The organism is Candidatus Pseudothioglobus sp. Uisw_016, assembly GCF_048087635.1.
Lineage (GTDB): Bacteria > Pseudomonadota > Gammaproteobacteria > PS1 > Pseudothioglobaceae > Pseudothioglobus.
Map to the genome: position 1 here is coordinate 1,178,523 of NZ_CP159806.1, position 12,443 is coordinate 1,190,965.

Here is a 12,443-nt window from a genome sequence, read left to right on the forward strand (position 1 = left end):
CCTTCGGAGTGTGGCGCAGTCTGGTAGCGTATCTGGTTTGGGACCAGGTGGTCAGAGGTTCGAATCCTCTCACTCCGACCAAAATTTATAATTAAAGTGCAAGCCTAGACTTTATTAAAGCAAAGTTATTGCGCCCATAGCTCAGCTGGATAGAGCAACGGCCTTCTAAGCCGTAGGTCATACGTTCGAATCGTATTGGGCGCACCACTTTTTAAATATTATGGCGGGAATAGCTCAGTTGGTAGAGCCCCGGATTGTGATTCCGGTTGTCGCGGGTTCGAGCCCCGTTTCTCGCCCCACTTCCTATTAGGGATTCAGCCTAATACCCAACTAAAAAAGTTTAAAAAATAAATTTATAATAGCTCTTTTTGGGTCTTTTTTAAATCCTTTTATAGGAGTAAGCTTAAAACTTAAAATTATTATGAATTGTGACAATAAAATTTAAAAAATTGATAGCTAAAATTATAATTTCACTTATAGGGCTATTGTTCTTTTTAGTGTCTTTGTTTGAAATTTTTGGCAGTACATTCTATTTTTTCTACTTTGATACGTCTAATGTTATGGTAATACCTCACCATCGATTGCAGGCATTAAGAATTACCGTTTTATTAACATTTTCTTATTTCTCATTCAGATACTTAATATATGAAAGTGTGAAGTTCTATCCTATCCAGTTCTTAGACATAATATTTAAGATTTCTATGTTGACTTCTTTAGTTATATACACCACAAATGATGTAGAAATGAGAGAATACCTTGTTCTAGCGTTTGGTTTCTTTGTAACTATAATTACGCATATTGCTTCAAGACCTAAATTGAGGAGATATTATTATTCAAAGTTCTCCAAGGGCTAAATTTATAATAGCTCTTTTTGAATCTTTTTAAATTCTTATACAAAGTGTAAACTCAATTTTTTTAAAACTACTGAAAGGTATTTCTTCTTATACTAAGTTGAAATCTAAATGTTTAAAGCAATAAACATAAAACTATTTAAGACAAACATTAACTCAATATTATTAATATTAATTTTTTGCTCATTAATTTTATCTTTTATTTCAGCAACCAAACTTTCAAAAATAAATATAAGGAATTTGGATATAATAAATTTTGATCCAAAATCTGTTCACAGTCTGAGTTTAGATATAGAGAGCTTTAATCCAAAATCTTTGCATATGCAGAGCTTAGATATAAAGAACCTGGATAAGGAAAGCGTAAATATAAAGGTTTTTGATATAGAGAGCTTGAGTACAGAGACTTTGGACATAGAAGACTCTGATCTAAAAAGAAGTTACTTGCGTAGTATTGACTTATACAAATCTGACATAAACGCTGATTCAAATATTCCTGATTTAAATGTAGATAATTACAATATAAATTTATATAATCTTTTAAGTGAGCTAATAGATAGTCGATCAATAAGTTCTGATGATTTAAAGAAAATTGCATTATCAGGGTTCTTTGAAACAACTCTTGGTAAGACTCATCTTGAAAGGCTTAAAACTGCCGATAATAGCTCTCTCTTTGAACAATATAAAATACTTATTGGGAAAAAACCGATTTATACAACTACAGAGGGTTTTGATGTTTTAGTAAATCCAATTGGATGCACCAATAATAGTTGCGACAAATCTATAAAATTTATTAAGTTTTATTAATATTAGATTAGACTAAAAACACTATAATTAACCTTGGATTGAGTAACCCTGGTGTAACTCAAATTGAAAAGATAACAAGAGTCATCCTCTTCCAGCTTTAGCTGGATGCAAGCAACGTAGTTGCGGAGGAATTGTGATTTCGGTTGTAGCGGGCTCGAGCCCCGTTTCTCGCCCCACTTCCTATAAGGGTTTCAGCCCAATACTCAACTAAAAAAGAAGTCAAAAAGTTCTTTTGCGTGCCCTTTTGGGTGAATTCTATTAAGGTATAGTAGTTTTATGAAGAAACTATTCCTACTTTTAATTCTATCCTTCTTCTCAGCCCAAAGTTTTTCGGGCTCGTGTCCTGATGGCAGTGAGCCAGTAAAAAGTGTTTCTGAGGATGGTTCTTATTACGTCTACAACTGTGGCAATGCCATTAATGAACAATCATCTTCTTCTAGTTCAAAGACAAAAGCAGTAGTGGGTATTGATATTGTGAATGACCCCAATATTGACTTTTTCAAACCACCACAAAAACCATATCCAACAGGAAATTTATACTGGTTTGGAAGAATGTGGCAGATGGCAGACTTCAATAAAGATGGTTACAGTGATGTACTTTATATAGGCACTATGAACCCAAATAATGTTGAATCGACTGGGGAGGATACTGGTGGGCTTTGTGGTGGTGGAGCTTGTAAAGGTAATAAACCATTACCATCATTGTTTTTGGGTGATGCAGAAGGCAAACTTACTTACGTACCTCAGCTATTAATTGATAAACGTGAAGATAGTGGAATGTCACTAGGAAGACAGCTTCTTATTGCTGATTATAATAATGACAGTATTCTTGATTTTTATATTACAGATACTGCAGTTGGTACCCATAACGGTTTTAGGGATAGCTATTTTTTAAGCCAATCCAATGGTACTTGGCTGGAATCATCAAAAACACACCTAAGCCACTCTAATTTTGAAGTATTTGACCATGGCGGTGCTACAGGTGATATTGATAATGATGGCGATATGGATGTTGTTATCACTGAAACTAACTGGAAAACAGGAACAGCTTTATGGTGTTTAATAAATGATGGAACAGGTTATCTAAATAAACGTAAGTGCGGAGGTATTTTTTCTTTTGCCTTAGAGCTTGCTGATATCGATGATGATGGTGATTTAGATGTATTACTGGGAGCACACGAATATGAGAAGAGTATAGACTTCACTGGTATTATTTGGAATGATGGTAGGGGTAATTTTAACAAGCATAACAATACCCGCTTACCTCAACATAAAAAGAAATGGGGCTCAGTGCCTGAAGTTTCAGCGGCTGATTTGGATAATGATGGTGACCTAGATATTGTATACAGCAGAGCCGGTGTTTTATATGTAGGCACAGCAATACAAGTCATAGAAAACTTAGGTAACAAGAAGTTTAAAGACCACGGAATATTTCCTTTAGTTGAGGCACCAGATGACTTCATACCAACCCACGAAGGAAATGAATGGAATGATTTTATTGAGGATATTCGATTTAGAGACTTAGATAAAGATGGAGATATCGATTTATATTTATCGAGCTCTATGTCACTTAAGACTGATGGTATGGTTTTGCTTAATCAGGGTGGTTTTGCTTTTGAGTTATTACTCCCTAACGTTGCTAAAAAGTATGTAACAATTGACTACAAAGCTCCCACACCTGTCAGTGAAGAGGAAAAAGAAAAAGAGCAGGCAGTGTTAGATGAAATCGCAGCGTTTGAAGCAGAACTGGCAGCAGAGCTTGGTGAGTAATTACCCTCCCTAATAAACCAATCAAAATTGAACTTTGGTTAGATTTAAAAACACTATCATTAATCTTGGATTGAGTAACCTCACTCCATGTTTTAAGAGACCTTCAGGATATAAATCTTTCCATCAATCCACTTATTTCCTTCTTTCCTTAATTTCACGTTTTGAGAATCAACTAGTTCAAAACCATTAGAAGCAACTTCTAAAATATAGCTATCTGAGTGAGCATAACGTGAACTTTTTAAAAGGGAATAGCCTTCACCCTTAAGTGTTTCAATTGAAAAGATAAAAAAAGAATTTTTATTGGCACACATTTTTACTGCACTTAACATTGATGTTATCTCGCCAATATATATAAATACATCAAGAGCAATAAATAAGTCATATTTTTCTTTTGATAAGTCAAGTTTTTCAACAATGTCTCCAGCAATCAAACTATCATAAATCCCTAGCTCGTTTGCTTTGGATATCATATTTTCTGAGATATCAATTCCAGTAAGATTATTACTAATGCCTTGCAAATTCTCTCCTGATAAACCCGTTCCACATCCCAAATCAATTACTTTATCGAATTTAGTTCTTGCAGGATCAATCTTTAAGACTATGTCTTTAATAAGGAGTGGCAGCTTATATTGAAGTTGGTTTAATAAAGACTCATCAAATCTTTCTGCATAATCATCAAATAAGTTTTTAACATATTCTTTTGGAGGCCTCTTACTTGTATTTCCTTGCAATGAATTAAGCATATGTTGAGGAATAGCGTAGTCTGGTTTTAAATCAAGCGCCTTTTCATAGAACTTAATTGCTATATCAGTTTTTCCCTGACTAGCATAACAACCTCCAATCATATTAAACAGTAACGCATCATTAGGGCTGCCTTTTATCAGCTCTTCAAGGACATCAATTGCATCTGGAATAAGCATCTTAGAAAAAAAATATATGACAGAAAGAATTTTATTATTATGTTTTGTAGCATAGTCAGGACTTATAGCCACAACTTTTTTATAGCTCTTTACTGCTGCATCTAACCGACCAAGTTTATGATTTGCATAACCAACATTATAATGCGCATCAACATACTCTGGCTTAATAGAGATCGCTTTCTCATAGAAACTAATTGCAGTTTCTAATTCGCCTAACTTAGCGCGCCTCTTACCTTTGATATTGTAAAGTTTATGCTTCATTTGGTTTGATTTTAATTAAGCCTAAAATAGCGTTTATTGAATCTACTTATGATTGCTATTGTAAACTGTAAAGAATAATAATTAACTGAATGTATAAACACTATAATAAGTTTTTAATTGCTTCAACCTAGGTTAAAACTAAGGATATTGCTCCTGTTTTATTAGGTTTTTAGCCTAATATTGAATAAATAAGGAGTCACATTAAATTGATAAAAAAACTACTTTATGACCTCTGGATAATTCGATTTTTTAAATTGCAAAGCTTTCAAACTCAAGCAATAATTTTAAACATCTTATCTATAGTTTTTTTTTCAATAATGGTTATTTTTATTAGAAAAGCTTCTGAAAACCTGCATATTCTTGAAGTTGTTTTTTTTCGAAATCTACTCGCTTTTATTATAATGCTGCCCTTATTAAAATCTACTGGCCTAGCTGCAATAAAAATGAATAATACTAAGTTATTTTTTATGAGAGGCTTTTTTGGTGCCATTGGAATGCTTGCGGGATTTACCTGTCTAACACTTATACCGCTTGCTCAAGCAACAGCAATTAGTTTCTCAAAGCCAATATTTATAACAATTGGGGCCACTATTTTTTTAGGTGAAATAATTAAGGCTCGAAGAATTGCTGCAATTATTATTGGTATTATTGGAATGCTCATAATTGTTCAGCCTGGTGTCAATAGTCTTTCATTTGGAATAATGCTTGCAATTATTGCGGCATTAGCTCACTCAATCAATGCATTAATTGTAAAAAAACTTACTCTTACTGACACCCCTCAAGCAATTGTAATGTGGATGGTAATAATTCTTATTCCAATTACTTTTATTCCAGCCGTTTCGGTTTGGCAGTGGCCAAGCTTTGTAACTTGGCTGTACTTATGGGGAATTGCAATTGTAGGAACACTTGCGCATTTTTCATGGACTAAATCCTACACAATGGCCGAAATTACCAGTTTGGAGTCAATTGAATTTATAAAACTACCAATTATGGCTCTTTTTGGGTGGATGATTTTTTTAGAAATTCCTGGCACCTGGACTTGGATTGGTGGCTCTATAATATTCATGTCAACAATATACATAAGCCGCCGAGAGGCAAAAGCTACAAACTCACTTAAGCTAAACCATGAAGCTCAGGAGCCGAAATTTTAATCACTGATGTCTGCGTATATTTTCTAGTTAGATTTTAACATCCGGTATTAATCCAACTTTTCTAATGGGTATACTAAGTTATAAATAATATAAATTAATATTTAGCTATGAGTTCATACAAAATATTTAAACATCCTGAAAAAGGCTATGAAGCTGTTAAATCTGGCTTTGCTTGGTTTGCTCCTTTTAATCCTGTTTGGCCTTTGTTTAGGGGTTTATGGACGGTATTCATTTCATATATATTTGTCATTATTTTCTTAGCTAGCATTGATTTTAAAATCTACGGTTTTGATCTTATTGATATAACAAATGCTAATAACTTGCAATGGATCTTATTGATTATTCAATTTGTCATATTTGCCTCTCCCGGCTTCAAAGGCAACGAGTGGACTGCAACAAATTTGCAGAAAAAAGGTTATATTTTTGATTGCTCAATTGAGGCTAATAACAAAGATGAGGCTCTAACATTCGCAAATATCTCAAAAACCAAGGAATAAGGTTAAATGAAATCAATGGCTTGTAACCAAAAAATTGAAGCTTAATTTACTCTAGGAAGATTAAAACTTTAATCAAAAAAAATCCCACTAAATAAGTGTGCACTCATTTGTGGGAAATTTTAGCGTAGTACAGGTGGTTTAAAAAATACTTGTTACAGCACCCCATATTCCCCCTACAACCGTACCTACACCATTAACTGCTGCTGCTGGAACGGCCATCATAGTATCCATACATCCACTTACTAGTAATGCCACTACAGCAATAAATAAAAATCTTAACTTCATTTCTTCAACTCCCAAATTATTTGAATTTTTATTATAAAGTACTTTAAATTACTAAATCAATCAAATTCTAGATTTTATTTAGCAATAATAAGAAAGAAACTATATTTAATAAAAGTCAGTGTATATTTATATGAATAAATTAAAAATGAGCATATGAAACAATTTATCAAAAAAATTACATTAATAGTTTTTCTATTACTTTCCATCAATACTAATGCATCAAGCTTGTCTGATGATGCAATCGAGCGTGGTATAAATCAAACTTGTTTTTCATACCTAGGTCAAATTGAGAAATCATATAGTTTAAATGGTTTAAATATTACATTTGCAAATCCTGAAAGCCCAGCTTTACTTCCTTCTCTTCATATATCAACTCAAAAATATAACAATGGATCATCGACCTTTTCAGCAACTTTGATACCTGATAAAGATTACTGCTATATTTCGACAGTTCTAGTTACATCTGTAAATAATCAAACTTGTAGTGAAATTTCTCAGCTTAAACTTGAGGATAACTCAGAATTGCAAACCTCAAGTTATGCTGATGGAGGCTTTACTATTATTACCCCAAAAGATAACACCTATCAAATAATTTTGACTACTCAAGGAGAAACTGGCTGCTCGATGATAGAAACACGTATGCTATGGCCTGGGAGATAATTCTCTCTTTATCAAATTTAGTTACTTTGTGCAGAAATAAACCTTAAGAATATCTTAATAATCTCAAGTTTTTCTTTCTATAATATAAATCTTAAAACTTAATAAGTTAAGGAATACAAAATGCAAAGAATATTTCTCTTTCTGTTAACGAATATTGCCATCATGGTAATCTTAAGTGTTACTCTCAGAGTTTTAGGAGTAGAAAGCCTTCTAGCTCAAAATGGAAGTGATCTTAATTTAAATGCTTTAGTTATTTTTTCTGGAATTTTTGGATTTGGAGGTGCCTTTATTTCATTGGCAATTTCCAAATGGATGGCCAAAAGGATGACTGGAGCAATAGTTATTGATAGCCCTTCTAACAATGTAGAAAAGTGGCTTTTAGAAATAGTAAAGAAACAGTCTAAAATTGTTGGTATTAAGATGCCTGAAGTTGCTATCTTCCCTTCTCCCCAAATGAATGCATTTGCAACGGGAGCAAGTAAAAATAAAGCCTTAGTCGCAGTATCTCAAGGACTACTAGATAGCATGAGTCAAGGCGAAATTGAGGCTGTTGTTGGTCATGAAATGAGTCATGTTGCTAACGGGGACATGGTTACCCTTACCCTTATCCAAGGAGTAGTTAATACTTTTGTTATTTTCTTTTCAAGGGTTATTGGTCATGTTGTAGACAGAGTTATTCTAAAAAATCAGCGCGGCCATGGTATTGGTTACTTTGTTACTACAATTTTTGCTCAAATAGTACTATCTATTTTAGCGAGTGTAATTGTTATGTATTTTTCTAGAAAAAGAGAGTATGTTGCCGACACAGGAGGAGCTGATCTTGCGGGCCATCAAAATATGATAAATGCCTTAAAGCGTCTTGGTCAAAAAGAACCTGAAGCACTTCCTGAGCAGCTTGCTGCTTTTGGTATTGGTGAAAAACCAAAAACTGGATGGCGTGAGCTTTGGTCTTCTCATCCGCCTATAGAAGATAGAATAAAAGCATTAGAAAAAAGAGCTAAAACTTCTTAATAAGGTTTAAATGTCAATATCTATAAAAAGCCCTGAACAAATTAATAAAATGCGCGTTGCTGGGAAACTTGCTTCCAGTGTATTAGAGATGATTGGTGAGCATGTAAAGACCGGCATAACTACTGAAGAGCTTGATCAAATTTGTCATAGTTTTATAGTTAATGACCTAGACTGTATCCCAGCCCCACTTAACTATAATGGTTTTCCTAAATCTATTTGTACTTCTGTCAACAGTGTTGTTTGCCACGGGATACCGGGCAATAAGAAACTAAAAAAAGGCGACATAATTAACATTGATATTACTGTCATTAGGGATGGATTTCATGGTGATACATCTAAAATGTTTATTGTTGGCAAGCCTAGCGTAAAAGCAACAAAGATTTGTCAAGTTGCTCAAGATTGCATGATGCTTGGAATCAAGCAAGTTAAACCAGGAGTTCGTTTAGGTGAAATTGGAAGAGTTATTGGGGCCTATGCTCTCAGTAAGAACTGCTCTGTTGTTAAGGATTACTGCGGCCATGGTATTGGTGAAGTATTTCATGAGCTTCCTCAAGTTATTCACTACAATGATGGAAAAATTGATCGAAGCCCTATATTGGAACCTGGGATGACTTTTACTATTGAGCCTATGATTAATCTTGGTGGCTATAAAGTTATTACATCAAAACTTGATGGATGGACGGTGACAACCAAAGATCGCTCTCTCTCAGCTCAATGGGAGCATACGATATTAGTTACTGAAAATGGGTATGAGATTTTAACGCTCCGAGAAGAAGAAAAAAATTCATAACTTAACTTGATTAAGAGTTCTAGGATCAATCTGTTAATTAAGCTTGTGTTAAAATATCCTTTTTTTAGACTTACGTATTGGGCCTGTGAAGCGCTTAACAAACTATCTAATATCCGGACTTTTATTTTGGATACCACTAGCATTAACTGTTTTAGTTATCAAATTCTTTTTAGAGGTTGTTAATAACCTTGTCCCTGCAAGATTCTTACCAGAAGCTCTTCTAAACTTAGATACCTCTATTCCTGGCTCAGGCTTTGTTTTTGTTGTCCTAATTCTTCTTTTAACTGGAGTCTTGGTCACAAATATTTTAGGTCGGAAACTTTTAGATTTATGGGAAAGAGCTCTTAACAAAATTCCAGGCTTTAGAAATATTTATAATGCTCTAAAAAAAATATCTTCAACAGTACTAAACACATCAAGTGAAAGCTTTAGGAAGGCATTTTTAATCCAATATCCTAGTAAGGGCATTTGGGTAGTCGCATTTCAATCTGGGGATTACAAAGGAGAGATTGAGGAAATTATTGGAGAAGATGTTATCAATCTATTTGTACCAACAACACCTAATCCAACTTCAGGATTTTTTGTAATAATCCCAAAAAAAGACGCAATAGAATTAAAAATGTCAGTTGAAGAGGCTTTTAAACTAGTTATATCTGCTGGTGTAGTAACGCCAGAAACTTTAAAAATTCAGGAAAATAAATGAGATCAAATTTCTGCGGTGAACTAAATAAAACCAATCTTAATGAAGAGGTTATTCTCTGCGGCTGGGTCAATAGAAGGCGTGATCATGGTGGTGTTATTTTTTTAGACTTAAGAGATAAGAGAGGACTTGCACAAATAGTAATCAATCCTGAAACTGCATCTACATTTAAGCTAGCTGAATCAATTCGTAATGAATTTGTTATTAAAGTTACTGGAAAGGTTCTTGCAAGAGACAGCGAAATGATCAATAAAAAAATTCCAACTGGAGAAATTGAGGTGCTTGCAGATAAAATTGAAATTTTAAATGCATCTAAGCCCATTCCATTTCAGCTCGACTCGATGGAAACCTCTGAAGAAGTCAGACTTAAATATCGCTATCTGGATCTTCGAAGAGATGAAATGCAGCAAAGATTAAGACTAAGATCTAAGGTCACACATTTCATGCGGGACTTCATGGATAAAAATGATTTCTTAGACATTGAAACCCCTTTTTTAACAAAAGCAACTCCAGAAGGCGCTAGGGATTATCTTGTACCATCAAGAACTCATGAAGGAAGTTTTTTTGCATTACCTCAATCCCCCCAGCTCTTTAAACAGCTTCTAATGATGTCAGGCTTTGAAAGGTACTATCAAATAGTTAAATGCTTCAGAGATGAAGACTTAAGAGCCGACCGTCAGCCAGAATTTACGCAGCTGGATGTTGAAACTTCTTTTATGAATGAAGAGGAAATAACATCATTAATGGAAGAAATGGTAAGAGACTTATTTAAAGAAGTAGGAAGTATTGATTTACCTAAAAAATTCCCGACTATTACTTATGACGATGCTATTAGTCTTTATGGTGTTGATAGGCCTGACTTAAGAATCCCCTTAAAAATAGTTGATGTTAATGAAATCATGAAAAATGTTGAATTTAAAGTCTTTTCTGGTCCAGCTAATAGTGAAAAAGGCAGAGTAGCAGCCCTCAAAGTTCCAGGAGGAGCAACAATTAGTCGCAAACAAATTGACGACTATACAAAATTTGTCAGCATTTATGGCGCAAAAGGATTAGCTTACATAAAGATAAATGATGATGGACCTTCCTCGCCAATTATTAAATTTCTTGGTGATGATGTAACGCAACAAGTTATCGATTTAACAAAGGCTAAGAAGGGTGACATTATCTTCTTTGGTGCAGATAAATCCAAAATTGTTAATGAAGCCCTTGGAAGCCTTAGAGAAAAGCTAGCAAAGGATTTAAATCTTTTCGATAAAGAGTGGGCTCCAATCTGGGTGATTGACTTTCCAATGTTTGATGTATCAGATGATGGATCACTCAATGCAATTCATCATCCATTTACAGCTCCTAGCGTTGATACCAAAACACTTTTAGAGAACCCTGAGAAGTCACTTTCACGTGCATATGATTTAGTAATTAATGGCTCTGAAGTTGGCGGCGGCTCAATTCGCATTCATAAAAGTGAGATGCAAAAAACTGTCTTAAAACTTCTTGGAATAGAAGATGAAGAAGCAAGAGAAAAGTTCGGATTCCTACTCGATGCACTAGATTATGGCTGCCCTCCTCATGGCGGAATTGCTTTTGGTCTTGACAGATTAGTTATGACTCTTAGTAAGACAGACTCTATAAGAGACGTGATAGCTTTTCCTAAAACTCAAACTGCGGCATGTCTTTTAACTGATGCCCCTTCAAGTGTTTCTAAATCTCAACTTAAAGAATTAAATATTAAAGTTAACCTTCCAGCTAAGTCTTAAAAATGCAAGATATAGTAATTGATCGACCGATAGAAAATTTAATTAAGGAAGCCTTAAAGCAAAATAATGCAACTCTTGTTGCTCATTATTATGTCAGCTCAGACTTACAAATATTAGCTGAAGAATCGGGCGGCATAGTTTCAGACTCTCTAGAAATGGCTAGATTTGGACAAAATAGTGATGCCGAGACAATTATCGTAGCTGGTGTTAAATTTATGGGTGAAACTGCCAAAATATTATCTCCCGAAAAAAGAGTGCTTGTTCTAGATGACCAAGCCACATGCTCTCTTGACTTATCGTGCCCAATTAATGAATTTTCAAAATTTTGTGACCAGAACCCTGATCATGTTGTTGTTGTTTATGCAAACACTTCAGCTGAGGTTAAAGCTCGAGCTGACTGGGTTGTCACTTCGGGAAGTGCACTTAAAGTTGTTGAGAAACTTCATAGCGAAGGAAAAAAAGTTCTTTGGGCTCCAGATAAACATCTAGGACATTATGTGCAATCCAAAACTGGAATTGAAATGCTCATGTGGGATGGGGCATGCATTGTTCATGAAGAATTTAAAGCTGAAGGCCTTAAAAGGTTAATGCAGCTCCATCCAGAGGCTGGAGTTCTGGTTCATCCTGAATCGCCAAAGGATGTTATCGCACTTGCAGATGTTGTTGGCTCTACAACTCAACTAATTAATGCAGCGGCCTCAAGACCTGAAAATATGTTTATTGTTGCTACTGATAATGGTATTTTTCATAAAATGAAGGAAATAGCACCTAATAAAAAATTTATTGAAGCCCCAACCATGGGTGAAGGTGCAGACTGCGAATCATGTGCCCATTGCAATTGGATGGCTATGAATACACTTAAAAAATGCCTTGATACTTTAAGTACAGGTAAAAATGAAATTAGAATCAGTGCTCAAATTATAGAAAAAGCACAACACTCAATTCACCGCTTACTAGAATTTACTAAGTAATTTTTTGGAGAAATTAAA

Annotated in this window: 12 protein-coding genes and 3 tRNA genes; 13 read left to right on the forward strand and 2 right to left on the reverse strand. The window is 34.4% G+C overall.

Annotated elements, in window-relative coordinates:
• Positions 1-4 precede the first annotated feature (4 nt).
• The 5 genes from ABXT69_RS05955 (at position 5) to ABXT69_RS05975 (ending at position 3,425) form a co-directional block, all read left to right on the forward strand.
• Positions 5-81: transfer RNA gene (locus ABXT69_RS05955), tRNA-Pro, on the forward strand.
• A gap of 49 nt (positions 82-130) precedes the next feature.
• Positions 131-207: transfer RNA gene (locus tag ABXT69_RS05960), tRNA-Arg, on the forward strand.
• A 16-nt stretch (positions 208-223) separates the two neighbouring features.
• Positions 224-299 (forward strand) — tRNA-His (locus tag ABXT69_RS05965).
• Positions 300-962: 663 nt separating this feature from the next.
• Positions 963-1,655: a hypothetical protein gene (locus ABXT69_RS05970; protein ID WP_416677330.1), complete on the forward strand. Its 693-nt coding sequence runs from the start codon at positions 963-965 to the stop codon at positions 1,653-1,655.
• A gap of 276 nt (positions 1,656-1,931) precedes the next feature.
• Complete coding sequence (locus ABXT69_RS05975) at positions 1,932-3,425, forward strand: FG-GAP repeat domain-containing protein (RefSeq protein ID WP_416677331.1); 1,494 nt, start codon at positions 1,932-1,934, stop codon at positions 3,423-3,425.
• 92 nt (positions 3,426-3,517) lie between these two features.
• Here ABXT69_RS05975 and ABXT69_RS05980 read toward each other — a convergent pair whose 3' ends face one another.
• Complete coding sequence (locus tag ABXT69_RS05980) at positions 3,518-4,606, reverse strand: tetratricopeptide repeat protein (RefSeq protein WP_416677333.1); 1,089 nt, start codon at positions 4,604-4,606, stop codon at positions 3,518-3,520.
• A gap of 254 nt (positions 4,607-4,860) precedes the next feature.
• On the opposite strand from ABXT69_RS05980, the gene ABXT69_RS05985 reads away from it, so the two are divergent.
• Positions 4,861-5,757: a DMT family transporter gene (locus ABXT69_RS05985; protein ID WP_416679567.1), complete on the forward strand. Its 897-nt coding sequence runs from the start codon at positions 4,861-4,863 to the stop codon at positions 5,755-5,757.
• 107 nt (positions 5,758-5,864) lie between these two features.
• Entirely contained in the window at positions 5,865-6,254 is a 390-nt protein-coding gene (locus ABXT69_RS05990) for a hypothetical protein (protein WP_416677335.1), read from the forward strand.
• 138 nt (positions 6,255-6,392) lie between these two features.
• Here ABXT69_RS05990 and ABXT69_RS05995 read toward each other — a convergent pair whose 3' ends face one another.
• Positions 6,393-6,539 carry a hypothetical protein gene (locus ABXT69_RS05995; protein WP_416677336.1) on the reverse strand — a complete coding sequence of 49 codons (147 nt, stop codon included), beginning with the start codon at positions 6,537-6,539 and terminating at the stop codon, positions 6,393-6,395.
• Between the two features lie 153 nt (positions 6,540-6,692).
• Between ABXT69_RS05995 and ABXT69_RS06000 the strand changes: the two genes are divergently transcribed.
• The 6 genes from ABXT69_RS06000 (at position 6,693) to nadA (ending at position 12,425) form a co-directional block, all read left to right on the forward strand.
• A complete protein-coding gene (locus ABXT69_RS06000) occupies positions 6,693-7,199 on the forward strand; it encodes a hypothetical protein (protein WP_416677337.1) in 507 nt (168 codons plus the stop codon).
• Between the two features lie 120 nt (positions 7,200-7,319).
• Complete coding sequence (gene htpX, locus ABXT69_RS06005; protein WP_416677339.1) at positions 7,320-8,210, forward strand: protease HtpX; 891 nt, start codon at positions 7,320-7,322, stop codon at positions 8,208-8,210.
• A gap of 10 nt (positions 8,211-8,220) precedes the next feature.
• Positions 8,221-9,000 (forward strand): type I methionyl aminopeptidase, encoded by a 780-nt coding sequence (gene map, locus ABXT69_RS06010; protein WP_416677340.1) that lies wholly within the window; start codon positions 8,221-8,223, stop codon positions 8,998-9,000.
• An 85-nt stretch (positions 9,001-9,085) separates the two neighbouring features.
• Entirely contained in the window at positions 9,086-9,703 is a 618-nt protein-coding gene (locus ABXT69_RS06015) for a DUF502 domain-containing protein (RefSeq protein ID WP_416677341.1), read from the forward strand.
• A complete protein-coding gene (gene aspS, locus ABXT69_RS06020; RefSeq protein WP_416677342.1) occupies positions 9,700-11,454 on the forward strand; it encodes an aspartate--tRNA ligase in 1,755 nt (584 codons plus the stop codon). The genes ABXT69_RS06015 and aspS overlap by 4 nt, the downstream gene beginning before the upstream one ends.
• A 2-nt stretch (positions 11,455-11,456) precedes the next feature.
• Complete coding sequence (nadA, locus tag ABXT69_RS06025; RefSeq protein WP_416677344.1) at positions 11,457-12,425, forward strand: quinolinate synthase NadA; 969 nt, start codon at positions 11,457-11,459, stop codon at positions 12,423-12,425.
• Positions 12,426-12,443 lie beyond the last annotated feature (18 nt).

Coding starts and splice junctions, on each gene's coding strand:
- htpX (WP_416677339.1), top strand. CDS start 7,320: ATGCAAAGAATATTTCTCTTTCTGTTAACGAATATTGCCATCATGGTA.
- map (WP_416677340.1), top strand. CDS start 8,221: ATGTCAATATCTATAAAAAGCCCTGAACAAATTAATAAAATGCGCGTT.
- ABXT69_RS05995 (WP_416677336.1), bottom strand. CDS start 6,539: ATGAAGTTAAGATTTTTATTTATTGCTGTAGTGGCATTACTAGTAAGT.
- nadA (WP_416677344.1), top strand. CDS start 11,457: ATGCAAGATATAGTAATTGATCGACCGATAGAAAATTTAATTAAGGAA.
- ABXT69_RS06000 (WP_416677337.1), top strand. CDS start 6,693: ATGAAACAATTTATCAAAAAAATTACATTAATAGTTTTTCTATTACTT.
- ABXT69_RS05970 (WP_416677330.1), top strand. CDS start 963: ATGTTTAAAGCAATAAACATAAAACTATTTAAGACAAACATTAACTCA.
- ABXT69_RS05980 (WP_416677333.1), bottom strand. CDS start 4,606: ATGAAGCATAAACTTTACAATATCAAAGGTAAGAGGCGCGCTAAGTTA.
- ABXT69_RS05990 (WP_416677335.1), top strand. CDS start 5,865: ATGAGTTCATACAAAATATTTAAACATCCTGAAAAAGGCTATGAAGCT.
- aspS (WP_416677342.1), top strand. CDS start 9,700: ATGAGATCAAATTTCTGCGGTGAACTAAATAAAACCAATCTTAATGAA.
- ABXT69_RS05975 (WP_416677331.1), top strand. CDS start 1,932: ATGAAGAAACTATTCCTACTTTTAATTCTATCCTTCTTCTCAGCCCAA.